Source organism: Demequina phytophila, assembly GCF_000971135.1.
Classification (GTDB): Bacteria; Actinomycetota; Actinomycetes; order Actinomycetales; family Demequinaceae; genus Demequina; species Demequina phytophila.
Window position 1 is genome coordinate 236,234 of sequence record NZ_BBLW01000005.1, and the last position, 23,235, is coordinate 259,468.

Here is a 23,235-nt window from a genome sequence, read left to right on the forward strand (position 1 = left end):
GAAGGTCATCCTCATCGATGGTCGGACACGGTGCGTAGCATTCTGGCGTCTGAGGGGCCGCCACGCCAATCAACGCGCGGGGTGGACCCCCAGCAATACGTGGGGTTTCGCACCGTCCTTGGTGGTCACCGCCAAACGGAGTCCCTCATCGTTGGGGGATACCGCAAGGCCCACCGTACCGGGCAGCAGGATGGGCTTGAGGAAGGCGGCCTCGGCGCGGTAGGTCGCCGGGATGCGGCCCTCGACGGCGGCGAGGGCGCGTGCGTGCGTCCACATGCCGTGGATGATGGGCCGCGCGAATCCGAAGGCGCGCGCCGCGATGCGGCTGGTGTGGATGAGGTTGGGGTCCTGGGACACGCGGCGGTAGTCGCGGCCCAGGTGGGCGGGCAGCCTCCACCGTGCGATCGGCTGCGCGGGCTCCCACTGTTCGCGATCGGTCGCCGTGGCGGGATGGCCGGGGACCTCCATCCCCGATGCCAGGTACGTGCTCGCGCCATCCCACACGGTCTCGCCGCCGACCTCCGCCCGGCCCACCAGGTCGATCAGCGCCCCGCGCGCGTGGGGGCGGAGGTTCTCGACGTGCACCTCGAGGGAGAGGCGCTCCGTGGCGCGGACGGGACGGTGCAGCGTCATCGTGTTGGTGGCGTGCACGGCGCCCACCAGCCGCACCGAGGACCGGCGGTCGCCGAGCAGCGCCACGTGCAGCGGGAAGGTCAGCACATGGATCCACGTGGCGGGCACGGTGTCGCGCAGCGTGTACCCGCAGACCCGCGCGTAGTCGGCGAGCCTGTCGAGGTCCTGGACCACCCCGTCGACGCGGACGGCGTGGGCGGGGATGCGCGCGACGCCGGCACGGCTCGGCACCAGCGCCTTGGCGAAGGCCGCCCCCATCGGCGGGAGAGCCTCGAGGGTCTCGACGTCGCGCCCCATCAGGCGCCCACCATGTTCTGGCCGCACACGCGGATCACCTGGCCCGTGACCCCCTGGGACCCGGGATCGCACAGGTAGCCGATGGTCTCGGCGACGTCGACCGGGCTGCCGCCCTGGCTGAGGCTGTTGGCGCGGCGGAAGATCTCGCGCTGCACGAACGGGATCTTGGCCGTCATCTCCGTCTCGATGAAGCCGGGCGCGACCGCGTTGGCGGTGATGCCGCGGGCCGCGAGGTCGGGTGCCATCGCGGCGACCAGCCCGGCCACGCCCGCCTTCGAGGCCGCGTAGTTGGTCTGGCCCTTGTTGCCCGCGAGCCCGGACGTGGACGCGACGCCCACGACGCGCCCGCCCGCGGCGATGCCGCCCTCGGTCGCAGGATCGAGGAGCACCGCGTTGATGCGCATCTCCGCCGCGAGGTTGACGTCGAGCACGGACGCCCACCGGGTCGCGTCCGTGTTGACCAGCATCTTGTCCCGGGTGATGCCGGCGTTGTGGATCATCGCGTGGATCCCGACCCCGCGCGCGGCGACGTGGGCCGCGATCCGTGCCCCCGCATCGTCCGCCGTGATGTCGAGCTGGAGCGCGGTGCCGCCCACCTCGTTCGCGACGGCCGCCAGCGCCTCACCTGCGGCGGGGATGTCGACGGCGACGATGGTGGCGCCGTCGCGGGCGAGCGTGCGGGCGATCGCGGCGCCGATGCCGCGGGCCGCGCCGGTGACCACGCACACCCGGCCGTCGAGCGGGCGGTTCTCGAGCCTCGCCGCGGGCGCGCCACCGGGGGTCACGCGCCACGTCTGGCCGTCGACGAACGCCGAGCGGCCCTGGAGCAGGAAGCCGAGCGTCGAGAGCAGGTCGGCGGGCGTGACCCCGGGCTCCGCGTACACGAGGTTCGCGGTCGCACCACCGCGCAGCTCCTTGCCGACCGTGCGGTTGATGCCGTCGATCGCGCGCGCCACGGCGTCCGCCTCCCAGTCGGCGCCCGTCGCGGGGCGCGCGATCATCACGATGCGGCCCGAGCGTTCGATGCCCCGCACCGCCGGCCGCAGCACCGCGCGCAGGCCCTCGAGCTCGACGATGGTGCGGACGTCGGTCGCATCGACCACGAGCGCGCCGATCCGGTCGCCGTACCCGGGCGCCTCCTCACCGAAGTCGATCACGGGCGCCTCGTGGGCTCGCCCCAGCAAGGCGAGCGTCTCCGCGACCAGCGTCGAGGGGCCGAGAGGTGCGAGCACGATCGCGCCCGTGGGGAACTCGCGGCCGCGGCGCAGGCGCGGCGGCTCGTGGAGGCCCGCCTTGGCGGCGACCTTGCGCCCGACGGGGGAGTAGAAGGCCTTCTCGAGGGCGCTCATCACACCGCCTCCAGGATCGCGACGACGCCCTGCCCGCCGGCCGCGCAGACGGAGATCAGCCCCCTGGTGCCGGGGCCGCGCTCGTGGAGCAGCTTGGCGAGGGTGGGGACGATGCGCGCGCCGGTGGCGGCGAACGGGTGGCCGGCGGCGAGCGACGAGCCGGTGACGTTGAGCTTCTCGGGTGGGCACGCGCCGATCGGGCCGTCGAGGCCGAGGCTCGCGCAGTACTCGGGGTCCTGCCAGGCCTTGAGCGTCGCGAGGACGGTGGAGGCGAACGCCTCGTGGATCTCGAAGAGGTCGATGTCGTCGACGGTGAGCCCCTGACGGGCGAGCAGGCGCCCGGTCGCGCCCACCGGCGCGAGCAACAGGTCCGCGCCGCCGGGATGGTCCACGGCCGCGACCTCGGCGTCGACCACCTTGGCCCACGGGGTGAGGTGGTGCTCGGCGGCCCACTCCTCGCTCGCGAGCAGCACCGCCGCCGCGCCGTCGGACAGCGGCGTCGAGTTGCCCGCCGTCATGGTGCCGTCGGGGCCGCCGAACGCGGGCCTGAGGGCCGCGAGCCTCTCGACGGACGTGTCGGGCCGCAGCACGGCGTCGCGGGTGACGCCCAGGTAGGGGGTGACGAGGTCGTCGAAGAAGCCGCGGTCCCACGCGGCCGCGAGGCGGTGGTGGCTCGCCGCGGCGAGTTCGTCCTGCGCGGCGCGGTCGATGTCCCAGCGGAGGGTGGTGAGCGCCTGGTGCTCGCCCATGGACAGGCCGGTGCGCGGCTCGGCGACGCTGGGCGCCTGGGGCGCGAGGTGCGCCGGCCGGAGCTTCGCGAACGCGGCGATACGCTCCTGCGCTGAACGCGCGCGGGAGGCCTTGAGCAGGATCCGGCGCAGGGGGTCGCTCACGGAGATGGGGGCGTCGGAGGTCGAGTCGACGCCCGCGGCGATGCCGCTGGTGAGCTGTCCCAGCGCGATCTTGTTGGCGAGGTACATGGTGGTCTCGAGCCCGGTGGCGCAGGCCTGCTGGAGGTCGCACGCCGGGGTCTCGGGCGCGAGCGCCGAGCTCAGCACCGCCTCGCGCGTGAGGTTGAAGTCGCCCGGGTGCTTGAGGACCGCGCCTCCGGCCACCTCTCCGATGCGCTCTCCCGCGAGGCCCGCGCGGGCGACGAGCCCGTCGATCGCGGCGGTGAGCATGTCATGGTTGGACGCCCGTGCGTAGGGCCCTCCCGCCTTGGCGAAGGGGATGCGATTCCCGCCTGCGACCACGACCGTGTGGCTCATAGCTCCTCCGTTGGCTCGGTGAATTACCGATACCGACGGTAGCAGATACCGCCGGTACTGGTTATGGTGGAGCCATGGCATCCGATGGCCGGGACACCCGGTGGGAGCAGCACCGCGTCGACAGGCGCCGCGAGCTGGTCTCGCATGCCCTGCGCGCCATCCGCGCCCACGGCCCGGGCGTCGCCATGGAGGACATCGCCGTGCGGGCGGGCACCTCCAAGACCGTGATCTATCGGCACTTCGGCGACAGGGCCGGGCTCTACGGCGCGATCGTCGAGGCCGTCCACGACTACATCCACGCCGGCCTCACCACCGCGCTCGAGCTCACCGATCCCGCGGACCTCGGACGCATGGCCGGCGACCTCGCCGACGCGTACCTCGGGCTCGTCGAGCGCGACCCCCACATCTACCGCTTCGTGCTCGCCGCGCCGGCGGTGCAGGGTCAGCCCGACTCGGACCCCGCCGGACCGCTGCCCGGGATCATGGGCCGCCACGTGTCGGCGGCCATCGGCGAGCGCCTCGAGCTGTCAGGCCTCGACGCGTCGTCCGCCCCCATCTGGGGTCACGGGCTCGTCGGATTCATCCGCGCCGCCGCGGACCAGTGGATGGAGGCCGACCCGCGGCCGCCGCGCGCCGAGGTCGTGGCGCACATCACCGCCCTGTTCACCCCCGGATTCAAGGGCGCGCTCGCGCCCTGATCCCACCGCCATCGAAGGAGCAACAATGACGTTGACCGACGAGCCCACCGCCCCCGCCCTCGACGAGCGCCTCACCACGCTCGGCGCGGCGTTGCGCACCGCCCTCGACGGGCCGTACGCCGGTGAGAGGGCGGTCGCCCTCGCGACCTTCCCCGCGGACGATGCGCTGCGCCCCGTCGCATACGGCGTCGAGGAGTCGCGGGACTGGTGCCTCGCGCGGTTGCGAGCCCTGGACGCGGCGGGCTTCGGTTCGGCGGGGGTACCGGAGCGAGCCGGGGGCCACGCGGACCCCCTCGAGGCGGTGCTCACCTTCGAGACCCTGGCGAAGGCCGACCTCTCCGTCACCATCAAGTCCGGGGTCCAGTTCGGGCTGTTCGGAGGCGCGATCACCAACCTCGGAACGGCGTGGCATCACGACACGTTCCTGCCCGGCGTGACCTCGATGGAGCTGCTCGGATGCTTCGCGATGACGGAGCTCGGTCACGGCTCGGACGTCGCGAGCCTCGAGACGACGATCACGTACGTGCGGGAGACGGACGAGTTCGAGGTGCACTCGCCCACCGCGGCTGCCACCAAGGCGTACATCGGCAACGCGGCCCGCGACGGCCGCACGGCGGCGGTGTTCGGCCAGCTGGTGGTCGCGGGGGAGCGGCACGGCGTCCACGCGATCCTCGTCCCGATCCGCGACGAGCAGGGCCGCACCCTGCCCGGCGTCACCGCGGGCGACCACGGCCACAAGGGCGGACTGCTCGGCATCGACAACGGCACCCTCGCCTTCGACCGGGTCCGCGTGCCGCGTCGCATGCTTCTCGACCGCTATGGCGGCGTGGACGCGGAGGGCGTCTACCGATCCGAGATCGCCGATCCCAACCGCCGGTTCTTCACCATGCTCGGCACGCTGGTCCGCGGTCGCGTGTGCGTCGGCGGTGGCGGCGCGATGGCCGCGCGGCGGGCGCTCTCGATCGCGACCAGGCACGCGTTGCGGCGGCGCCAGTTCCCGGCGCCCGGGCGTCCCGATGGCGTGCTGCTGCTCGACTACGTGGTGCACCAGCGCCGCCTGCTCCCGCTCCTCGCGCAGGCGTACGCGTACGGCGCCGCTCAGAACGAGCTCATCGCGGCGCTGGTCCACGTCCAGGGCGAGGACGAGAGCACCGAGCGCGACCAGCGCGAACTCGAGACCTTCGCGGCAGGGATGAAGGCCATGCAGACATGGTTCGCGAACGCCGCGGTCCAGGAGGCGCGCGAGGCCTGCGGCGGCGCGGGCTACATCAGCGAGAACGAGCTGACCGCGCTGCGCGGCGACGTCGACATCTTCGCGACCTTCGAGGGCGACAACACCGTGCTGATGCAGCTGGTCACCAAGGCCCTGCTCACCGACTACCGCCACGCCTGGAGCGAGCTCGATCGCAGCGGCGTGGTCCAGGCGACCACGAGGGCGCTCGGGGAGATGGTGATGGAGCGCACCGCGGCCGGGCTCATGCTCGACCGGCTCGCGAGCACCGCGCGCCGGCGCCCCGAGGAGACCACGCTGGTGGACCGCGGCTGGCACGCGCTGATGTTCGAGGATCGCGAGCGCCACTCGCTCGAGTCGCTCGCGCGTCGCATGCGTGCCGCCGCCAAGTCAGGCGGCGACACGTTCGAGGCGTTCAACCGGCTCGGACCGCACGTGCAGTTCGTGGCACGCGCCCACATGGAGCGCGTGGTGCTCGCGGCGTTCGTCAAGGCGATCGACGCGTGCGAGGACCGGGAGGCGACGGACGTGCTCGAACGCGTGTGCAGCCTGTACGCGCTGTCGAGCATCGCGCGCGACCGCGCGTGGTTCCTCGAGCACAACCGGGTGACCGCCGGCCGGTCCAAGGCGATCGGCGACCAGATCGACGCGCTGTGCCGCGAGCTGCGGCCACACGCGCTCGCGCTGGTCGAGGGGCTCGGCATCCCTCGCTCGTGGCTGACGGCGGCCGTGCTCGCGGATTGACGCGGGACGCGAGAGCGCTTCCAGGAATCCACGGCCGGCCGCCGTGGTTGACTGGTGACCAACAGCGCTCGACGGCGAGCGGCTTCAGGCCCCCTCGCAGACAGGCGCACCGTCATGACCGTCCTCACCCCCGCACGCACCCGCTGGGCGCTGTTCGCGCTCGCCCTGGGCGGCTTCGGGATCGGCACCACCGAGTTCGTCGCGATGGGGCTGCTGCCCGACATCGCGCGGGATCTGCTCCCGACGCTGTACGCGCAGGACCCCGACGCGGCGATCGCCAAGGCGGGGATCGTGATCTCCGCCTACGCGATCGGCGTGGTGATCGGGGCTCCGACCATCGCGGCGGTCGCCGCGCGCTTCCCGCGCAAGGGGCTCCTCATGGTCCTTGCCGCGGCCTTCACCCTGGGCACCATCGCATCCGCCTTGGCGCCCACGTTCGAGACCGTCGTGGCGGCGCGCGTCCTCGCGGGCCTGCCCCACGGCGCGTACTTCGGCGTCGCCGCGCTCGCCGCCGCCGACCTCATGGGTGCGGGGAAGCGCGGTCGCGCCGTCGCGTTCGTGCTGTCGGGCCTCACCATCGCCAACGTGATCGGCGTGCCGGTGGTGACCTGGGTGGGGCAGCAGGCGGGCTGGCGCATCGCGTACCTCGGCGTCGCCGCGATCTTCGCCCTCACCACGGTCGCGATCGCGCTGCTGGTCCCCAGGGCCCCCGGCGACCCGCACGCGACCGTGCGCCGGGAGCTGTCGGCCTTCACGCGCCCCGCCGTCTGGTGCGCGCTGGCGACCGGCGCGCTCGGCTTCGGCGGCTTCTTCGCCGTGTACTCGTACGTGTCGCCGCTCGCCACGGAGGTCACAGGCACCTCCGAGGCGTTCGTCCCGCTCGCGTTGATCGTGCTGGGCCTCGGCATGACGGTGGGCAACATCGCCGGCGGGCGGATGGCCGACGGCGGCGCCATGCGCGCGGTATTCCAGCTGTTCGGGGCGTTCGCCGCCTCACTCCTCATCCTCGGGCTCGCCGCGAGCACCGTCCCCGGCCTGCTCGCGGGCCTCTTCCTCGTCGGCGCGACCGCGTCCGCGATCTCGCCGGCGATCCAGACCCGGCTGATGGACGTCGCGGGCGACAGCCAGACCATCGCGGCGGCGGTCAACCACTCGGCCCTCAACATGGGCAACAGCCTGGGCGCCTTCCTCGGCGGCGCGGTCATCGCGGCCGGCTGGGGCTACCTCGCACCCACGTGGGTCGGTCTCGCGCTGTGCGTGCCCGGCGTCCTCGCCGCCGTCGCGGGCTGGGCCGTCACCCGCGCCCCGGCGGACGATGCGGTAGCCTCCTTGGCGGCCGAAGGCGACCGGGTCGCCGCGAGCCCGGGACGCTGACCCGGCCCGCGCATCGTCCCTCCGGACGGCGCGCCACCCGCATCCTGGAGGACCAGCCGTGACCGTGATCGAGCCGCCCGTCGATGTCAAGAGGCACGCGCTGTGGGAGGACGTGCTCGCGGTCCTCATCGGTGCGTTCCTCATGTCGTGGGGCATGTACCTGCTGAGCGCGATCGACGGCGTCACCGGCGGGCTCGCCGGTGTCGCGTTCCTCACCAGCTACGTGAGCGGCTGGTCGCTGGGGCTCGTGTACTTCCTCATCAACGTGCCGTTCTACTGGCTGGCCGTGCGCCGGATGGGGTGGGCGTTCACGGTCAAGACGCTCGCGGCGGTGGGCCTCATCTCCGTGGGCGTGGGCCTGCACCCGCACTTCATCGACGTGGCGTCGCTCAACCCCATGTACGCGGCGATCTTCGCCGGCCTGGCGGTGGGCACCGGGATGATCGTGCTGTTCCGCCACGGCGCCAGCGCGGGTGGCTTCGGGATCCTCGCGCAGTACCTGCAGAAGACCCGCGGCTGGCGTGCCGGCTACGTCCAGCTCGCGCTGGACCTGTGCGTCATCGCGGCATCCGTCGCGCTGGTGAACCCGTGGATCCTGCTGTGCTCGATCGTGGGCGGCGTGCTCCTCAACCTCGTGGTCGCGATCAACCACCGGCCGGGACGCTACTTCGGCTGAGCCGCCACGACCGCGAGCGCCGCACGGATGTCCTCCGCGATCGCCGCGGGCTCCGTGGTGGGCGCGTACCGGCGGATGACGCGGCCGTCGCGTCCCACCAGGAACTTCGTGAAGTTCCACTTGATCGCGCCGCCGGTGAGGCCGCGGGTCTGCGACTTGAGCCACGTGTACAGCGGGTGCGCGTCGCGGCCGTTGACGTCGATCCTCGCGAACATCGGGAAGCTCACGCCGTAGTTCACCTGGCAGAACTCGCCGATCTCCTCCGAGGATCCCGGCTCCTGGCCCGCGAACTGGTTGCACGGGAAGCCCAGCACCACCAGGCCCTCGGGGCCGAGCTCGCGGTGGAGCGCCTCGAGGCCCTCGAACTGCGGGGTGAGCCCGCACTTGGATGCCGTGTTCACCACGAGCACCACCGACCCGGCGTGGTCCGCGAGCGAGCGCTCCGCGCCGTCGAGCGCGACGGCCGTGAAGTCGTGAAGAGTGGACATGTCACCATCCTTGCACCCCTGCGCGTGGCCGGCGCTCGTCGACGGCCGCCGCCCGGCAGGATGGGGCAGGGAAGGGAGTCGCCATGAACACGAGCCGCTGGCGAGTCGCCGCGCTTCGCCTCACCCGGCGGCTGTGGTTCCGGCTCGCCGCGTTCGCGGGCGCCGCCGTGCTGGTGGCCCTGCTGGCGGGCGCGGCCGGCGAGTGGGCGACCGCGGCCGTCCCCGTGGACCTGGGGCAGGACTCCGTCCGCACGATGCTGCAGATCCTCGCGACGTCGATGCTGGCCGCCACCACCTTCTCCCTCACGGTCATGGTGTCCGCCTACGCCACCGCTGCGTCCTCCTCGACGCCGCGGGCCACGCAGCTGCTCATCCAGGACCAGACCTCGCAGCACGCGCTGGCGACCTTCCTGGGCTCCTTCGTGTTCGCCGTCGTCGGCATCGCGGCGCTCGCCACCGGCTACTACGGCGAGGAGGGCCGGATCGTCCTGTACATCGGCACCCTGGTCGTCATCGCCATCATCGTGGTGACGCTGCTCCGGTGGATCCAGCACCTGGTCGGGTTCGGCCGCATGGCCGATGTGCTCAACCGTGTCGAGGCGGCGGCGTGCGAGGCGGCCGCCGCCGACGCGCGTCACCCGTACCTCGGCGGCGTGGCTCCCATCGACGCCCCGGCCGGCGCGTGGCCCGTGTTCGCCGAGGGGGCGGGCGTGGTGACGCATGTGGACGTCGAGGCGGTCGGACGCGCGGCGGAGGCCGACGGGCTACGCGTGCATCTCCAGGTCCGGGCGGGCGCCGTGGTCGCCCGAGGCCAGGAGCTCGCCCGGGTCGACGGCCCGCGGAACGACGACGCGGAGCGATCCGTCCGTAGCGCCGTCCTGATCGAGAGGCACCGCACCTACGACCAGGACGCCAGGCTCGGCATGATCGCGCTGGGCGAGATCGGGAGCCGCGCGCTTTCGCCCTCCACGAACGATCCCGGCACCGCGATCGAGGCGCTCAACGCGGTCCTGCGCGTGCTCACGGTGACCCTGACGACCGAGCCCGACCGCGAGATCCTTCACCCGCGCGTCCACGTGCCGCCGGTGGAGCTCCAGGACCTGGTCGAGGATGCGATCCGGCCGATCGCACGCGACGGCGCGGCGCTGGTCGAGGTGGGGCTGCGGGTGCAGAAGGTGATCGGGGGCCTGGCGGGCCTGACGGAGGACGCGCGCCTCGTGGCGTTGCGCGAGGCGTCGCGGCGCGCGGAGCGGCGTGCGCTCGAGCGGCTCACGGACCCCCACGACCGGGCGTTGATCCGAGCCGCCGCCTCGGTCGCGCGCGGCGAGGACGCGACGTGACCACGCCCCCTCCGCTGCCCGCGCACCGCGACCCGGGAGACAACTGGGCGTTCGCCTCCGACGGCACCCGCTACTGGGGTGCGTTCGGTGCCGCCGGGCTGCTCGCGCACGACCCGGGCCGGGGGATCCTCCTCCAGCACCGCGCGGCGTGGAGCCATCACGGCGGCACCTGGGGCATCCCGGGCGGTGCGCGCCACCGCGGCGAGAACGCCCTCGACGCCGCGCTGCGCGAGGCCGCGGAGGAGGCGGGCGTTCCCGCCGGCGCGGTCCGTCCCGAGGCGGTCCACGTGCTCGACCGCGAGATCTGGACGTACACCACGGTCGTGGCGCGAGTCACCAGGTCCTTCGAGCCCGTCGCCGCGGATCAGGAGAGCCTCGAGCTCGCATGGGTGCCCCTCGAGCGGGTGGGAGAGCTCGAGCTGCACCCCGGCTTCGCGTCCTCCTGGCCCGCGCTGCGCGAGTCGCTCACGCACCGACCGGCGCTCGTCGTGGATGCCGCCAACGTGGTCGGCTCGGTGCCGGACGGCTGGTGGCGCGACCGCGCGGGCGCCGCGCAGCGCCTGCTGGACCGCCTGTCGGGCCTCGCGGCCCGGGGCATCCCGGCCTCCGCGCTGGGCCTGCCGCTGGACGCGTGGCATCCGCGGATGACCGTGGTTCTCGAAGGCGTCGGCCGCGCCGCGGAGGGACGTGAAGGCGTGGCCTCGCTGCACGCGGAGGGTTCGGGTGACGATGCGCTGGTGGCGAGGACCCACGCCTACGCCGCGGACGGGTGGCAGCCGACGGTGGTGACGTCCGACCGGGGGCTGCGGGCACGGGTCGAGGACGTCGCCGTGGTGCACGGCTCCGGCTGGCTGCTGCGGCTGCTCGAGGAGGGCGAGGGCGGCGCTCAGGCGTCGTGATGGAGCCGGTAGAACCGGAAGAACGCGAAGTCCTCGATGGGCAGCACGCTGACGCGGGCGAAGCCGGCGTCCTCGGCGTAGCCGCGCAGGATCCCCGGCCGCATCACCGTGCCGGTCGCGACGCTGGGCTGCGCGGACATGCTGTCGGGCAGGCACACCAGGATGCTGTAGCCGTACATGAGCCGCTCGACCATGTCGCCGGGTTCCGCGGGGGACTCGGCGACGGCCTCGTCCATCACGACCACCGCCCCGTCCGGTCGCACCGCCCGCCGGATGGCGTCCAGCACCTCGACCGGCCGCGGCATGTCGTGCAACGCCTCGAGCACGAACGCGGCGTCGTAGGAGCCCTCGAGCGCGCCGGCGTCGGCGTGGAGGAACTCGACGCGGTCAGCGACGCCTGCCTCGATGGCGTTCGCGCGTGCACGGAGGATCGAGGGCTCGTCGACGTCGACCCCGGTGACGCGCGCGGTGGGATACGCGCGGGCTAACGCCAAGGCCGACCACCCGGCGCCGCACGCGACGTCGGCGATGCGCGCGCCGGGCCGCGACAGGATCACGTCGAGGTCCGGCACCGCGGCGAGCGCGGGCGCCAGCATCGTCTCGAACCACGGCCGGTTGACGTCGGCCTGCGCCCACCGTGCGTCGTCGCCCAGGTCCGCCCAGCTCACCCCGCCGCCCGAGCGGTACGCGTCCACGAGCGCGGGCATCTGCACGCCCGCTGCGGCCACCATCCGCGCGAGCGGGGCGACGTAGGCGAGGGACGTGCCGTCGGTGAGGGCCTCCGCGGCTCCGGGCGGGAGCGAGTAGGACCGCTCGCAGTCGATCTCCGAGGCGACGACCATGCCGCTCACCGCCTGATGCTCGAGCCACTCGCGCGCGTACCTCGCGTGGGTTCCGGTGGCCGCGGCGAGCGACTCCGGCGTGTGCGGACCGCCGGTGGCGAGCGCCCTGTACCAGCCCAGCCGGTCGCCCAGGTGGATCGCCAGGGTGTCCATCGCCCCGATCGCCGCTCCGAGGACGTGCTCCGCCCAGGAATCCGCGTCGGCCTGCGCATGCGGGGACATGCGGGCTCCTCCCCGTCGCACCGGGGCGGGCGACGCCACCCTCCATGGCACCGCGCCTGACGCGTCGCGTCAAGCGGACAGGTGGGCGTCCAGGAATCCGCGGACGTCGTCCAGCTCCTCCTCGCAGATCGAGTGGCCCAGCCCGGGGTAGATCCGGGTCTCGGCGCTCGCGTGCGCGGCCAGGAACACGCGGGTCCGCGCGACGGCATCGGCCCAGATCACCGGATCCGCGTCGCCGCGGCCCCAGAACACCGCCGGTCGCGAGTCCGCCAGGCTCGGGTCCGCGGGCTGAGGGCCCTCCGGTACGTAGCCCGCGAGGACCACCGGCGCCAGGACGCGGTCCGGGCGGGTGCGCAGCAGCTGGAGCGCCATGAGGCCGCCCTGGGAGAAGCCGACGGGGACGATGGTGGCGTCGGGTGCGAGCGTGGCGTCGACCCACGCCCACACCGCCTCGGTGGCGTCGTCGATCGCCGGCTGCTCCATGGCGCCGTCGGGGGACAGCGGGAACCACGCCGCGCCGCCGTAGCCCGTCTCGAGCGGCGCGCGCAGCGACGCCCACGGAAGGCCGGCGGGCAGCCAGCCGGCGAGCGCCGCGAGGTCGTGCTCGTGGGAGCCGAATCCGTGAAGGAACAGCGCCACGGTGGGGGACACGGGCGTGGGCGGCGCGGGCGACAGGACGGAGCGGAGCGTGGTCACGCGCCCCAGTATCGCGGCTCCCCGGCCACCAGGGGGTGCGCGCGTACGATGCGGAACCATGAGCGAACCCACGTCCGAGACCGGTGACGGCGGCGCCGTGGAGCGCGCGCGCATCGTCACGTACCTCGCGTTCCATGAGCGCAGCGCCCGCACCAAGGCGACAGCCGCCACGAGCGACGAGTCGCGCACGTACCAGACGACGATCGCGAACGCGATGCAGGCGATGCGCGAGGCCATCGAGGGCGGCTTCCACTGGAAGGCCGACCTCTAGACTCGCCGTAGGGCGCGCAACGACGCGCGTCGCCAGGACAGGAGGCCTCGTGCACCGCGACGTCACGGTATTCGGCAGCGCCAACGCGGACCTCCGTGTCCTGGTCGACGAGCTGCCGCGCCGCGGGCAGGTGACCCTGGGCCATGACCTCGAGATGGGGCCCGGAGGCCGGGGCCTGAACCAGGCCGTCGCGGCGGCACGGATGGGCGCACGCACCGCCTTCGTCGGCGCCGTCGGATCCGACGACCACGGCACCATGCTGCTGCGTTGCCTCGCCGAGTCCGGCGTCGAGGCATGCGTCGACGAGGTCGACGGGCGCGCCACCGGGGCGGCGATGATCGCCGTCGACGAGCACGGGGAGATCACCGTGATCGAGCTGCCCGGCGCCAACGCCACGCTTGACGGCGTGTCGGATCGCGCGGCGCACACGATCCGCGGGTCCGGCGTGCTGCTGCTCCAGCTGGAGACGCCCGTGGCGGGCTCGCTCGACGCGGCGGCGCTCGCGCGTGGGTCCGGCGCGGCCGTGATCCTGGACGCGGGTCCGCAGGTGGGCGAGCTCGACGTGATCCTGGGCGCCGTCGACGTGGTCGTGGTGGATCTGGATGAGGTCCGGGAGGCCGCGGGCATGCCGGACGCGACGCTCGAGGACGCCGTCGCCGCGTTGGCGACACGCGTACCCACGGTGATCGCCTTCGGCGGTCTGCGGGGCTCCGTGATCGCGGACGCCGGTGGCGTGAGGCGCCTGCCGCGCTACGTCGCGCACGCGCTCGACTCGTCCGCTGTCACCGACACCTTCTGCGGCGCGCTCGCCGCGGGGGTAGCCGCCGGCCGGTCCGTGAGCGAGGCCGCGGAGGTCGCGGTGGCCGCCGCGGCGCTCGCGGTGCAGCGGCCCGGCTCCGCGGACTCGATCCCCACCCTCGCGGACGTCGAGGAGTACCTGTCCCTCCAACGCGCGGGGTGACGGCCGGGACGTGAGAGGGTGGCGCCATGCCTACCCCCCACATCCGCGCGGAGCGCGGCCAGATCGCGGACCGCGTGATCATGCCCGGCGACCCCAAGCGCGCCGAACGCATCGCCACCGACTATCTCGAGGACGCCGAGCTCGTCACCGACGTCCGGGGCATCCTGGGCTTCACAGGCACGTGGGAGGGGCGACGCGTCACCGCCATGGCGTCCGGCATGGGCGCGCCGTCCATCACCATCTACGCCACCGAGCTCGCCCGTGAGTACGGCGTCCGGCAGATCGTGCGGGTCGGCACGTGCGGAGGGATGAGCACCGACGTGGCCGTGCGCGACGTCATCATCGCGACGGGAGCGCACACCGATTCCGTGATGACGGCAAGCCGCATCCCCGGGGTGCAGTTCAGCCATCTGGCGGACTTCTCGCTGGCCCGAGCCGCGGCCGAGCGGGCCGAGGCCGCCCACCTGGGTGCCACGGTCCACACCGGAGCCGTCTTCACATCCGACCACTTCTACCTCGAGCGCCCGGCCTTGACGGAGGCGCTCACCGCGCACGGCACGCTCGCGGTCGAGATGGAGGCGGCGGCCCTCTACGCCGTGGGCGCGGCGGAGCGGGTGCGCACCCTCGCGATCGTCACCGTGTCCGACCACCTGGTGACGGGGGAGAGCATGACCGCCGAGGAGCGCGAGACGCAGTTCGACGCGGCCGCCCGGATCGCGCTCGCGCTGTAGCGGGCTACCTGCCGGCGCGCACCCGCGCGGCGGCGACGAACGCGTCCCACACGGCGGTGAGCTCGTCGTGCTCGGGGTGCCACTGCAGCGCGAGGCAGAACACCTGCGACGGGTCCTCCACCGCCTCGACCAATCCGTGCACGCTGCGCGCCGACACCACGAGCCCCTCGCCGACACGGTCGATCGCCTGGTGGTGGTACATGGGCACGTCGCGCTCGAGCGGGTGCAGGCGGGCGAGCAGGGTGTCGGGCAGGACGCTCACGCCGAGCTCGCGGAAGATCGCGTCGCCCTTCTGGTAGTCGTCGTGGCCCACCACGTCGGGGACATGCTGGTGCAGCGTGCCCCCGCGGGCGACGTTGAGGAGCTGCGCGCCGCGGCAGACTCCCAGGATCGGCTTGCCCGCCGCCAGGGCGGCGCGCACCAGCGCGAGCTCCCACGCGTCCCGGCCGGCACGCGGCTCGTCGCACTCCGCGTGCGGCTCCGCGCCGTACGCGGCGGGATCGACGTCGTAGCCGCCGGTGAGGTAGAGGCCGTCGATCCGCGCGAGCACGTCCTCGGCGAGCGCGGGATCCTGCTCCGGCAGGACAGCGATCACCGCGCCGGCGTCGCGCAGGGGCGCGACGTACGCATCGGGGAGCCACACCGCGCGCTCGTGCCAGACGCCTGTGCTCGCGTCCTCGACGTAGGACGTCGCGCCGATCACCGGTGCGGCCATGGTTCCCCCGAATCCCGGGACGTCTCCGCCCCTTGGTCGAGGAATCTAGCGCTCCTGCGAGGGCCGCGATGACCATCCGGGACCGGTGGCGGGCGGCGGACCCACCCCGGCGGGTCGCGCATCGTCCCCCTACTAGGCTGGACACGCACCGACCGCAGGAGGATCGATGACCCAGCCCGACGCGTTCCACGTCCCCGAGGGGCCGCACGACATCCGGCTGGTGGTGTGCGACATGGACGGCACGCTGCTGGACGCCGCGAAGCGGATCCCCGACGCGATCTGGCCGCTCGTGGACCGCATGCACGAGCGCGGCGTGCTGTTCGCTCCCGCGTCGGGACGCCAGTACGCGACCCTCGCGCGGCAGTTCGAGCGGCTCGGCGAGGACCTGGTGGTGATCGCCGAGAACGGCGCGTACGTGCGCCGGGGCGACGTCGAGGTGTCCGCCTCGCCGCTGCCGGGCGACGCGATGCCCGAGATCGTGGGCGTGCTGCGTGCCCACGCGCTCGCGGGCTACGACGTGGGGGCGGTGGTGTGCGGCAAGCGCTCCGCGTACGTGGAGCGTTCCGACGAGGCGTTCCTCGCCAAGGCGCAGCCCTACTACGCGGCGCTCGAGGTGGTCGACGACCTCACGCGAGTCGACGACGACATCCTCAAGGTCGCGATCTACGACTTCGGCGAAGCGGCGCACGACACGGCGCCCGCTCTCGAGGGCTTCGATGGCGACGCGCTGCGCGTGGTGGTCTCGGACCGGCACTGGATCGACATCATGGCGCTCGGCGTCGACAAGGGGGTCGCGGTGCGTGCCCTCCAGAGCGCGCTCGGCGTCACGCCCGCGCAGACGGTGGTGTTCGGGGACTACCTCAACGACCTCGAGATGATGGACGCGTCCGAGCTGTCGTTCGCGATGGCCAACGCGCACCCGCAGGTGGCCGAGCGCGCACGCTACATGGCGCCGGCGAACACCGACGCGGGCGTCATCACGACGCTGCGGCGCCTCCTCGAGCATCCCGTGCGCTAGGCGACCCGCGCCTCGCCGCGCGCGCGGAAGTGCCGCACCGCGCCCAGGGCCGGCAGCAGCAGCACGGCGGCGAGCAGGAACGACGCGCCCATCCCCGAGCCGGACGCGATGAGGCCCGGCAGGACGGCGCCGATGAGCGATCCCGGATAGGTGAACAGGTTGACGCGCGCGACGATCTCGTCGGAGCGACGAGGGTCGAGATCGCCGGCCGCCGCGTACGCGAGCGGCACGAGCGCACCCACGCCGAGCCCCGCGAGCGCGAAGCCGGCCAGCGCCGCCCACTCCGTCAGCACCAGGCCGGCGAGGATCAGGCCCGCGATCGCGACGGCGACCGTCACGACCGCGAGGTGCGCCCGCCCGTAGCGCCGCACCACCAGGTCCGAGGTGAGGCGCGTGAGCAGCGTGAAGCCCGCGTAGACCGCGTATCCCAGGGGCGCCACCGTGGCGGAGGCGCCGACGCCGTCGGCGAGATGGACCGTCGACCAGGTCGACACGGTCGAGTCCGCGGTGAACGCCGCGAAGACCACCATGCCCACCACGAACAGCCCGCGCAGCGGCAGCGGCGGGCGCGCGCCACCCGCCTCCACGGCCCGCTCGCGGACGGGATCGAGCACGCGGCGTCCCGCGACGGCCACGGCCGCCGCGCCCACACCGGCGACCGCGAGCCCCAGGCTCGCCCCCAGCGACGTCCCCGCGCCCGCGGACATCACCAGCGCGCCCACGATCGACGCGGCGGTGTTGGCGGCGAAGAAGGAGGCCATGACGGCGAGCCCGATCCTGCGCTGCACGATGACGCCCTGCATGGCCGCCGACGCGTCCACGCAGCCCAACCCGACTCCGTAGACGCCGAACAGCGCCCAGAACACGGGCAGCGGCACGGGCGCGGCTACCGCGAGAAGCGCCGTGGCCTGCAGCGCGAGCCCGAGGACCACCGCGGCCCGCGAGCCCAGGCGCACCGCCACGCGGTCCGCGACCATCGATCCGACCGCGGCGCCGATCACCACGGTGAGCGTGATGAGGGACACGGTGTCGTCGTCGATCGTGTAGCGCGCCTTGAGCTGCGGCAGCGCGGTCACCACGGTGGCGTAACCGAGGCCCTGCGCGGCGTAGGCGGCGTACACGCCCAGCCGGGCGGTGCGCACGGGCAGGGACTGCGAGGTGGCGGGGGACGCGCTCACGGCTCTCCTATCCGGCGGCGACGACGGCGAACGCCTCGTCGGCGATCTCGAGCGTACGGGTGATGTCGTAGGTGGTGAGGGAGGCGTTGAGGAAGTGGTTGTGGTGGGACGTGAACCACACGCCCCGGCGCACGCACTCGGCGACCCAGCGTTGGTGGAGCATGAGCGAGTCGTCGTCCGCGAGCCGCAGGTAGAACAGCGCGGGCTCGCCGGACGCGATGAGGGTGAGGCCGTGGCCCGTGGCGGCCTCGACCAGCCCCTCGGTGAGCTGGGTGCCGCGCCGCCGGAACAACGCGGGGGCGTCGAGCTCCTTGAGGCGCGTGATGGTGGCGATCGACGCGGCGAACGGCACCGCGCTCATCCAGTACGACCCGGTGTAGGTGAGCGAGGCGACGGTCTCCTTCAGCGGCTCCCGACCGCACAGGGCGGCAAGGTTGTAGCCGTTGCCGATCGCCTTGCAGAAGCAGATGAGGTCCGCCTGGATCCCGTAGTGGTGGTCCGACCCGGCGAGGTCCAGGCGCCACCCGGCCCGCACATCGTCCATGATGAGCACCACGCCATGCTCGTCGCACAGGCGTCGCACGCCCTGCCAGTAGCCGTCGGCGGGCAGCTCGTTGTCGACGAAGTTGCCGTGCATGTACGGGGTCGAGATGAACGCGGCGATCTCGCCGCGGTGCTCCTGGAACAGAGCCTCGAGCGCGGCGAGGTCGTTCCACGGCACGGACAGGTTGTGCGCGACGTCCTCCTCGAGCACGCCGGGGTAGTCGAGCTTCTGGGTCCACGGCGCGACGCCGTGGTAGTAGCCCTTGACGAACACGACCTTCTTGCGGCGGGTCGCGGCGCGCGCGGTCATCACCGCGAGCGTGGTGGTGTCGCCGCCGTTCTTGGCGAAGAACGCCCAGTCGGCGCTGGCGACGGTGTCGACCAGCAGCTCCGCGAGGTCGACCATCGTGGTCGACGGGATGGTGACCACGTCCTCGAGCGCGGCCTGGCGGCGGGCTGCCGCGTCGACGACGGGGTCGCCGTAGCCGAGCACGTTGGGCCCGTACCCGCACATGTAGTCGAGGTACTCGTTGCCGTCGACGTCCCAGAACCGCGACCCCTCGGCGCGCTCGCTGAACAGCGGGAAGGCGGCCTGGGGGATGTAGCAGCCTTCGGACGGGCCCTGGTGGCCGGGGATGCCGGCGGGGATGACGCGCTGGGCGCGTGCGAACGCCTCGCGGCTCCGCGTGTACGTGTACGGGGTGGTGGCGGTGGCGGTCATGGCTGCTCTCCGAGGTAGTGGCCCACGCGGTCGAGGATCCGGCTGACGTTGTCGATCATGGGGATGAAGCCGCGCATCGCCATCGAGCCGTCGCCCAGGCAGGCGAGCGCGCTGGCGCGCCCGGCGAGCACGTCGCCCGCCACGTCGAGGTCGCGGAACGCCAGCACGGCCCTGGCGGGGGACGATGCGGGGGCCGGGTCGAACGTGAGCGTGTGGTCGCGCGCGTGGAGACGCAGGTCGAGCGAGTCGCCGACCTCGAGCGCGACCTGCCCGTCGGGGATGAGCCCCGCGGAGAAGCGCCCCGAGCGGTCGGTGTTGGCGACCTGCGCGATCGCGGCCACGGCCACGTGGAGTGCGAGGACCGCGCTGGTCTCCGCGAACGCCGGATCCGCGAGGTCCTCGTCGGCGGGCCTGAGGTAGCGCCCCAGCAGGTCGGCGAGAGGTGCGAACACCTGGGTGAGGAAGCGCAGCCCGGCGGGCGCGGCGATCGGGACGGGCTGCGCGGTGCCGTCGACCATCGCGTTGAGGTGGGCGGGGGAGCGGAGCAGGAGGGTGACGGTGCGGTCGCCCGCCGCGCCCTCGGTGACGCCGTCGCGCGTGAACGTGAGGGCGTGCTCGGGCAGGCCGCGTGCCCGGATCCGCACCGCCGTGGGCCGGTCGACGCGGTCGAGGAGGGTCCGCGCCTCAGGGGCGTGCTCCGCGAGGCTCGGCAGCGCGCCGAGCACGGCGAACAGGTTGATGTGTGCGAGGACGCGCGGGTCGGTGTCGGTGAGCATCACCCCTCCAGGTGGGCGTGGGCGGCGAGGGCGGAGGCGAGGAAGCGGGCGGTGGCGTGAGCCGCGGCGGTGTCGTGGTCGGCGAGCCACGTGGTGGTGATCCCGTCGAGCATGGCCACCGCGTGGCGCGCGAGCACGTCCGGCGGGGTGGCCCAGGTCGCGCCGGCGCGCGCGGCGACGCCGTCGAGAAGCCCGGCCACCACGGCGTAGGACGGCGCGTAGCGGCCCGCCGCGGGCGGGCCGTCCAGCCGCACGCGCGACGCGTGGAGCATGAGCTCGAGGTACGCGAGCTCCCGGGCAGGTCGCTCGGCGAGCAGGTCGACGTACGCCGTCAGCCCCGCACGGAGCGCCTCCTCGACCGTGCCGTCGTGGGCCAGGAGGTGCTCGACCGCGAGACGTTCCTGCTCGGTCACGGCGTCGACCGCGGCGGCCATGAGGTCCTCGATCGAGGTGAAGGCGTAGTGGAGCGCGCCGAGCGGCATGCCCGCCTGCGTGACGATCGTGCGCGCCGAGGCGCCGGAGAGTCCGTCGCGCTCCACCACCGCGAGCGTGGCGTCGACGAGCGCGGCCCGGCGTTCCGCGAGGGGCATCCGCATGGGTCCTCCTATGTTGGACGGTCGTCCAATGGGGGAGACGCTCTCATCGCGACGGACGCGCCCGCAAGGGTCTGCACGAAGGTTTAACAGGGCCGTAACGTGGGGGGAGGCGGCGGCCGCCGTCGACGACGTGATCAAGCAAGGGAGTGGCCATGGAGGTCTCAAGCAAGGCGCATGCCGACTGGTACAGCGGTCTCACCACCGGTCAGGGCAAGGCGACGCTCGGGTCCGGCAACGGCGAGTTCGAGGTCGACTGGAACGCGCGCTCCGAGGGCCGCGCGGGCGCGACCACGCCCGAGGAGCTGCTCGCGGCGGCGCACGCCTCGTGCTTCTCGATGGCGCTGTCGTTCGCGCTCGAGCAGAACGGCACCCCGCCCACCTGGGTGAAGGTGGACGCGGAGGTGAAGTTCGAGGCCGGTGTGGGCGTGAAGTCCAGCATGCTGACGGTTCACGGCAAGGTGTCGGGCATCGACCAGCTGGAGTTCTCCGCGTTCGCGGAGGACGCCAAGGCCAACTGCCCCGTGTCGAAGGCGCTGGCGGGCGTCGACATCTCGTTGGAGAGCGCGACCCTGGTCGCGGAGTAGCCGAGCGGGCTACAGCGCGGCGTGCGTGACGCGCCCTCCCACGAGCGTGAGCGCGACCGGGAGGGCGCGCAACGCGTCCGCGCCGGCCTCCCACGGGTCCGCGTCGAGCACCGCGAGGTCCGCGACCTCGCCGGGGGCGACGGCGCCTCGGGTGCTCGCCGCGATGGCCTCGTCGACGGTGAGCGCGTGCTCCGCGTGCCAGGCGGCGCGGTCGCCGCGGGTGCGGTGCACCGCGGCGCCGATCGCGATCCACGGGTCCAGCGGCGCGACCGGCGCGTCGGAGCCGAGCGCCACGCGCGCGCCCGCGTCGAGCAGCGTCCGGAGCGGGAAGGCGCGGCCGGTGCGGCCGGTCCACAGCTCGTCGGCGACGTCGCGGTCGTCGAGCGCGTGCTCGGGCTGGACGCTCGCGGTCACGCCGAGCGCGGCGAACCGGGCGGCGTCGGAGTCCGCGAGCAGCTGGGCGTGCTCGATGGTGCCGCGGGCGCCGCTCGCGTCGAACGCGTCGAGGGCGATGGCGTTGGCGGCGTCGCCGATCGCGTGGATCGCGCAATGGATGACTGCCGCGGTGGCGCGGCGCATGAGGGCGGTCAGCGCGTCCAGGTCGACGTTCTGCACGCCGACTCCGCCGTCCGGATAAGGGTCCGTGCAGTGCGCCGTGCGCGTGTTGAGCGAGCCGTCCGTGATGACCTTGAGCGGGCCGTGCGTGAGGAGCCCGCGCGTCCCGTCGACCTCGACGCCGGTGCGCGCGCCCGCGGCGATCCTGGCGTCGAGCAGGTCGGGGTAGAACCCGGCGGAGACGCGCAGCCCGTCGATCCCGGCACCCATCCGCGCGGACCACTGCTCGACGGTGTCGGCGAACTCGAGGTCCACGATGCCGACGACACCTCGGGACGATGCCGCGCGCACCGCGTCCTGCACGGCCGCCTGGGGAAGCGGCGAGGCATCCAGGGCCCGCTCCGCCGCGAACGCCTCGTCCTCGCGGAGCAGGCCGGCGCGGCAGCCCAGCTCGCGCGCGGCTGCGGTGTTCACCCAGGCCGTGTGGAGGTCGCCCGAGAGCAGCACGGTCGGTGCCGGGCGCGCCTCGTCGAGGGCGGCCGCGGTGGGTGCGTCGGCCCACGTGGCCCAGCGGAACCCGAAGCCGATCAGCAGGCCGTCCGCGGTCGCGGCCCTCACCGTGGCGCACGCCTCCGCGACGGAGCCGGCGGCGGAGACGTCGAGTCTGCCGCGCGTGCGGGCCCACTGCCCGAAGTGCACGTGCGCGTCCCACAGCCCCGGGATCACCAGCCGGCCGTCGAGGGCGACCTCCTCGCGACCCCTCGAGGTCGCGGCGCCGACGATCCGGCCCGCGTGGATCGCGAGGTCGACGGGAGCGTCCCGCCCGGGAAGACGCGCGTCGCGCAGGATGAGGTCGTGCATCGGGTCTCCTCGGGTGGGCTGCGCGTCACTGTAGTCCCGGGGCAGGGGCGCCGATAGCATCGGCGCCATGCCAGCCGCCCGCGCCGTCCCCCGCCCCGCCGCCGAGGTGATCGCCGGCGTTCGCACGGCCGCGGATGGTTTCCGCGGCTGGGCGCGTGCGCCGCGCCTCATGCTGCTCGGCATGGTCCCCGGCGCGATCGTCGCCGCCGTGTTCGGCGTGGCGCTGACGGTGCTCGTCCTCCACCTCGGCGCGATCGGCGAGGCGATCGCCGACGGCCTCGGCGCCCGGGAGGGTTGGCTGGCGACGCTCGTCTCGGTGACGGCCTCCGTGGCCGTCCTCGCCGCATCGTCCCTGGTCGCGGTCGCGTTGTTCGCGACGCTGACCCTCGCGATCGGCGGGCTGTTCTTCGAGGCCATGTCGAGGCGCGTCGACGCGGATCTCGCGGCCGCGCCCGAGGAGGCGTGGTGGCCCGCCCTCCGACGTGGTCTGGCGGAGGGGCTCGTCACTCTCGCGATCTCGCTCGGCGTCTCTCTGGTCCTCCTCGTCGTGGGGCTCCTGCCGCTGGTCGGGTCGGCGACCGCGTTCACCGTCGGCGCGCTCGTGGGCGGGCGCCTGCTCGCCATCGAGCTGACGGCCTACCCGCTGGCGCGGCGGGGCGTGGTCGCTCGCCGTGACCGCGTGCGGGCGCTACGGCCGTACCGGCTGCGCGTGATCGGGTTCGGCGCCAGCGTCTTCCTGCTGTTCCTGCTCCCGCTCGGCGCGGTGCTCGCGATGCCGGCGGCGGTGGTGGGCGCGACCCTGCTGGTCCGTGGCCTCCCCGAGGATGCGCTCCGCACGGTCTGACCGCCGACGCGCGGGGCCGCGGGGCCGGTCGGGCATTGTCAAGCTGCTTGGAGTCGTTGGGCTTCGATTGTGGTGTCGGGGAAGTTGATGCCGACGAGGCTTGCGGGTGCGGGCGTGCGGGGTT

The 23,235-nt window shown here is 73.7% G+C and carries 24 protein-coding genes; 12 read left to right on the forward strand and 12 right to left on the reverse strand.

Going from position 1 to position 23,235, the window contains the following annotated elements; genetic code table 11:
* Nucleotides 1-69 precede the first annotated feature (69 nt).
* From AOM01_RS09605 to AOM01_RS09615, 3 genes are read right to left on the reverse strand one after another with little or no spacing between them, the layout of a single operon-like run.
* Nucleotides 70-930 carry a MaoC/PaaZ C-terminal domain-containing protein gene (locus AOM01_RS09605; protein WP_062292469.1) on the reverse strand — a complete coding sequence of 287 codons (861 nt, stop codon included), beginning with the start codon at nucleotides 928-930 and terminating at the stop codon, nucleotides 70-72.
* Entirely contained in the window at nucleotides 930-2,279 is a 1,350-nt protein-coding gene (locus AOM01_RS09610; RefSeq protein ID WP_062292585.1) for a 3-oxoacyl-ACP reductase, read from the reverse strand. The genes AOM01_RS09605 and AOM01_RS09610 overlap by 1 nt, the downstream gene beginning before the upstream one ends.
* Entirely contained in the window at nucleotides 2,279-3,547 is a 1,269-nt protein-coding gene (locus AOM01_RS09615; RefSeq protein ID WP_062292472.1) for an acetyl-CoA C-acetyltransferase, read from the reverse strand. Before AOM01_RS09615 ends, AOM01_RS09610 begins: the two co-directional genes overlap by 1 nt.
* A 74-nt stretch (nucleotides 3,548-3,621) precedes the next feature.
* Here AOM01_RS09615 and AOM01_RS09620 point away from each other — a divergent pair, with 74 nt between their 5' ends.
* The 4 genes from AOM01_RS09620 (at nucleotide 3,622) to AOM01_RS09635 (ending at nucleotide 8,270) form a co-directional block, all read left to right on the forward strand.
* On the forward strand, nucleotides 3,622-4,245 hold the full coding sequence (locus AOM01_RS09620; protein WP_062292475.1) for a TetR family transcriptional regulator: 624 nt from the start codon (nucleotides 3,622-3,624) through the stop codon (nucleotides 4,243-4,245).
* Between the two features lie 25 nt (nucleotides 4,246-4,270).
* Nucleotides 4,271-6,220 carry an acyl-CoA dehydrogenase family protein gene (locus AOM01_RS09625; protein WP_062292479.1) on the forward strand — a complete coding sequence of 650 codons (1,950 nt, stop codon included), beginning with the start codon at nucleotides 4,271-4,273 and terminating at the stop codon, nucleotides 6,218-6,220.
* Between the two features lie 114 nt (nucleotides 6,221-6,334).
* Nucleotides 6,335-7,594 (forward strand): MFS transporter, encoded by a 1,260-nt coding sequence (locus AOM01_RS09630; RefSeq protein ID WP_062292481.1) that lies wholly within the window; start codon nucleotides 6,335-6,337, stop codon nucleotides 7,592-7,594.
* A 58-nt stretch (nucleotides 7,595-7,652) separates the two neighbouring features.
* A complete protein-coding gene (locus tag AOM01_RS09635; protein WP_228374268.1) occupies nucleotides 7,653-8,270 on the forward strand; it encodes a YitT family protein in 618 nt (205 codons plus the stop codon).
* On the opposite strand, the gene AOM01_RS09640 is transcribed toward AOM01_RS09635, so the two are convergent.
* Nucleotides 8,258-8,758: a glutathione peroxidase gene (locus tag AOM01_RS09640; protein ID WP_062292483.1), complete on the reverse strand. Its 501-nt coding sequence runs from the start codon at nucleotides 8,756-8,758 to the stop codon at nucleotides 8,258-8,260. The genes AOM01_RS09635 and AOM01_RS09640 overlap by 13 nt on opposite strands.
* Nucleotides 8,759-8,841: 83 nt before the next feature.
* Here AOM01_RS09640 and AOM01_RS09645 point away from each other — a divergent pair, with 83 nt between their 5' ends.
* Both AOM01_RS09645 and AOM01_RS09650 read left to right on the forward strand, forming a co-directional pair.
* The gene (locus AOM01_RS09645) at nucleotides 8,842-10,098 is read left to right on the forward strand and encodes a DUF2254 domain-containing protein (RefSeq protein ID WP_062292492.1); all 1,257 of its coding nucleotides are present in this window, start codon (nucleotides 8,842-8,844) and stop codon (nucleotides 10,096-10,098) included.
* The gene (locus AOM01_RS09650) at nucleotides 10,095-10,997 is read left to right on the forward strand and encodes an NUDIX domain-containing protein (RefSeq protein WP_062292494.1); all 903 of its coding nucleotides are present in this window, start codon (nucleotides 10,095-10,097) and stop codon (nucleotides 10,995-10,997) included. The genes AOM01_RS09645 and AOM01_RS09650 overlap by 4 nt, the downstream gene beginning before the upstream one ends.
* Here the strand turns inward: AOM01_RS09650 and AOM01_RS09655 are convergent.
* Together AOM01_RS09655 and AOM01_RS09660 are read right to left on the reverse strand one after the other, a co-directional pair.
* On the reverse strand, nucleotides 10,985-12,061 hold the full coding sequence (locus AOM01_RS09655) for a class I SAM-dependent methyltransferase (RefSeq protein ID WP_062292497.1): 1,077 nt from the start codon (nucleotides 12,059-12,061) through the stop codon (nucleotides 10,985-10,987). The two genes, AOM01_RS09650 and AOM01_RS09655, sit on opposite strands and share 13 nt — an antisense overlap.
* Nucleotides 12,062-12,130: 69 nt before the next feature.
* Nucleotides 12,131-12,757, reverse strand: a complete 627-nt coding sequence (locus tag AOM01_RS09660; protein ID WP_062292500.1) for an alpha/beta hydrolase — start codon at nucleotides 12,755-12,757, stop codon at nucleotides 12,131-12,133.
* A gap of 58 nt (nucleotides 12,758-12,815) precedes the next feature.
* Here AOM01_RS09660 and AOM01_RS14620 point away from each other — a divergent pair, with 58 nt between their 5' ends.
* From AOM01_RS14620 to deoD, 3 genes are read left to right on the forward strand one after another with little or no spacing between them, the layout of a single operon-like run.
* Nucleotides 12,816-13,028 carry a hypothetical protein gene (locus tag AOM01_RS14620; protein WP_062292504.1) on the forward strand — a complete coding sequence of 71 codons (213 nt, stop codon included), beginning with the start codon at nucleotides 12,816-12,818 and terminating at the stop codon, nucleotides 13,026-13,028.
* Nucleotides 13,029-13,077: 49 nt separating this feature from the next.
* A complete protein-coding gene (locus AOM01_RS09670) occupies nucleotides 13,078-13,989 on the forward strand; it encodes a PfkB family carbohydrate kinase (protein WP_062292507.1) in 912 nt (303 codons plus the stop codon).
* 26 nt (nucleotides 13,990-14,015) lie between these two features.
* Complete coding sequence (gene deoD / locus AOM01_RS09675; RefSeq protein WP_062292509.1) at nucleotides 14,016-14,720, forward strand: purine-nucleoside phosphorylase; 705 nt, start codon at nucleotides 14,016-14,018, stop codon at nucleotides 14,718-14,720.
* A gap of 4 nt (nucleotides 14,721-14,724) precedes the next feature.
* Here the strand turns inward: deoD and AOM01_RS09680 are convergent, their stop codons facing one another.
* A complete protein-coding gene (locus tag AOM01_RS09680) occupies nucleotides 14,725-15,435 on the reverse strand; it encodes a gamma-glutamyl-gamma-aminobutyrate hydrolase family protein (RefSeq protein ID WP_062292512.1) in 711 nt (236 codons plus the stop codon).
* Nucleotides 15,436-15,601: 166 nt separating this feature from the next.
* On the opposite strand from AOM01_RS09680, the gene AOM01_RS09685 reads away from it, so the two are divergent.
* Nucleotides 15,602-16,453, forward strand: coding sequence for an HAD family hydrolase (locus AOM01_RS09685; protein ID WP_062292515.1), 852 nt, complete (start codon nucleotides 15,602-15,604; stop codon nucleotides 16,451-16,453).
* Here AOM01_RS09685 and AOM01_RS09690 read toward each other — a convergent pair.
* The 4 genes from AOM01_RS09690 to AOM01_RS09705 are packed head-to-tail and all read right to left on the reverse strand — an operon-like array spanning nucleotide 16,450 to nucleotide 20,267.
* A complete protein-coding gene (locus AOM01_RS09690) occupies nucleotides 16,450-17,631 on the reverse strand; it encodes an MFS transporter (protein WP_062292519.1) in 1,182 nt (393 codons plus the stop codon). The two genes, AOM01_RS09685 and AOM01_RS09690, sit on opposite strands and share 4 nt — an antisense overlap.
* 7 nt (nucleotides 17,632-17,638) lie before the next feature.
* Nucleotides 17,639-18,895 carry an aminotransferase class III-fold pyridoxal phosphate-dependent enzyme gene (locus tag AOM01_RS09695; RefSeq protein WP_062292522.1) on the reverse strand — a complete coding sequence of 419 codons (1,257 nt, stop codon included), beginning with the start codon at nucleotides 18,893-18,895 and terminating at the stop codon, nucleotides 17,639-17,641.
* The gene (locus AOM01_RS09700) at nucleotides 18,892-19,671 is read right to left on the reverse strand and encodes a hypothetical protein (protein ID WP_062292525.1); all 780 of its coding nucleotides are present in this window, start codon (nucleotides 19,669-19,671) and stop codon (nucleotides 18,892-18,894) included. The genes AOM01_RS09695 and AOM01_RS09700 overlap by 4 nt, the downstream gene beginning before the upstream one ends.
* Complete coding sequence (locus AOM01_RS09705; RefSeq protein ID WP_062292528.1) at nucleotides 19,671-20,267, reverse strand: TetR/AcrR family transcriptional regulator; 597 nt, start codon at nucleotides 20,265-20,267, stop codon at nucleotides 19,671-19,673. Before AOM01_RS09705 ends, AOM01_RS09700 begins: the two co-directional genes overlap by 1 nt.
* A gap of 152 nt (nucleotides 20,268-20,419) precedes the next feature.
* Between AOM01_RS09705 and AOM01_RS09710 the strand changes: the two genes are divergently transcribed.
* Complete coding sequence (locus tag AOM01_RS09710; RefSeq protein ID WP_062292531.1) at nucleotides 20,420-20,851, forward strand: OsmC family peroxiredoxin; 432 nt, start codon at nucleotides 20,420-20,422, stop codon at nucleotides 20,849-20,851.
* Between the two features lie 9 nt (nucleotides 20,852-20,860).
* On the opposite strand, the gene AOM01_RS09715 is transcribed toward AOM01_RS09710, so the two are convergent.
* Nucleotides 20,861-22,267 carry an amidohydrolase gene (locus AOM01_RS09715; RefSeq protein WP_062292534.1) on the reverse strand — a complete coding sequence of 469 codons (1,407 nt, stop codon included), beginning with the start codon at nucleotides 22,265-22,267 and terminating at the stop codon, nucleotides 20,861-20,863.
* Nucleotides 22,268-22,334: 67 nt separating this feature from the next.
* Between AOM01_RS09715 and AOM01_RS09720 the strand changes: the two genes are divergently transcribed.
* The gene (locus tag AOM01_RS09720; RefSeq protein ID WP_062292537.1) at nucleotides 22,335-23,111 is read left to right on the forward strand and encodes an EI24 domain-containing protein; all 777 of its coding nucleotides are present in this window, start codon (nucleotides 22,335-22,337) and stop codon (nucleotides 23,109-23,111) included.
* Nucleotides 23,112-23,235: the final 124 nt, after the last annotated feature.

Excerpts from the sequence above, each read along its gene's own strand:
- AOM01_RS09605 (WP_062292469.1), bottom strand. The coding sequence starts at position 930 with ATGGGGCGCGACGTCGAGACCCTCGAGGCTCTCCCGCCGATGGGGGCG.
- AOM01_RS09610 (WP_062292585.1), bottom strand. The coding sequence starts at position 2,279 with ATGAGCGCCCTCGAGAAGGCCTTCTACTCCCCCGTCGGGCGCAAGGTC.
- AOM01_RS09615 (WP_062292472.1), bottom strand. The coding sequence starts at position 3,547 with ATGAGCCACACGGTCGTGGTCGCAGGCGGGAATCGCATCCCCTTCGCC.
- AOM01_RS09620 (WP_062292475.1), top strand. The coding sequence starts at position 3,622 with ATGGCATCCGATGGCCGGGACACCCGGTGGGAGCAGCACCGCGTCGAC.
- AOM01_RS09625 (WP_062292479.1), top strand. The coding sequence starts at position 4,271 with ATGACGTTGACCGACGAGCCCACCGCCCCCGCCCTCGACGAGCGCCTC.
- AOM01_RS09630 (WP_062292481.1), top strand. The coding sequence starts at position 6,335 with ATGACCGTCCTCACCCCCGCACGCACCCGCTGGGCGCTGTTCGCGCTC.
- AOM01_RS09640 (WP_062292483.1), bottom strand. The coding sequence starts at position 8,758 with ATGTCCACTCTTCACGACTTCACGGCCGTCGCGCTCGACGGCGCGGAG.
- AOM01_RS09645 (WP_062292492.1), top strand. The coding sequence starts at position 8,842 with ATGAACACGAGCCGCTGGCGAGTCGCCGCGCTTCGCCTCACCCGGCGG.
- AOM01_RS09655 (WP_062292497.1), bottom strand. The coding sequence starts at position 12,061 with ATGTCCCCGCATGCGCAGGCCGACGCGGATTCCTGGGCGGAGCACGTC.
- AOM01_RS14620 (WP_062292504.1), top strand. The coding sequence starts at position 12,816 with ATGAGCGAACCCACGTCCGAGACCGGTGACGGCGGCGCCGTGGAGCGC.
- deoD (WP_062292509.1), top strand. The coding sequence starts at position 14,016 with ATGCCTACCCCCCACATCCGCGCGGAGCGCGGCCAGATCGCGGACCGC.
- AOM01_RS09680 (WP_062292512.1), bottom strand. The coding sequence starts at position 15,435 with ATGGCCGCACCGGTGATCGGCGCGACGTCCTACGTCGAGGACGCGAGC.
- AOM01_RS09685 (WP_062292515.1), top strand. The coding sequence starts at position 15,602 with ATGACCCAGCCCGACGCGTTCCACGTCCCCGAGGGGCCGCACGACATC.
- AOM01_RS09695 (WP_062292522.1), bottom strand. The coding sequence starts at position 18,895 with ATGACCGCCACCGCCACCACCCCGTACACGTACACGCGGAGCCGCGAG.
- AOM01_RS09700 (WP_062292525.1), bottom strand. The coding sequence starts at position 19,671 with ATGCTCACCGACACCGACCCGCGCGTCCTCGCACACATCAACCTGTTC.
- AOM01_RS09705 (WP_062292528.1), bottom strand. The coding sequence starts at position 20,267 with ATGCGGATGCCCCTCGCGGAACGCCGGGCCGCGCTCGTCGACGCCACG.
- AOM01_RS09710 (WP_062292531.1), top strand. The coding sequence starts at position 20,420 with ATGGAGGTCTCAAGCAAGGCGCATGCCGACTGGTACAGCGGTCTCACC.
- AOM01_RS09715 (WP_062292534.1), bottom strand. The coding sequence starts at position 22,267 with ATGCACGACCTCATCCTGCGCGACGCGCGTCTTCCCGGGCGGGACGCT.
- AOM01_RS09720 (WP_062292537.1), top strand. The coding sequence starts at position 22,335 with ATGCCAGCCGCCCGCGCCGTCCCCCGCCCCGCCGCCGAGGTGATCGCC.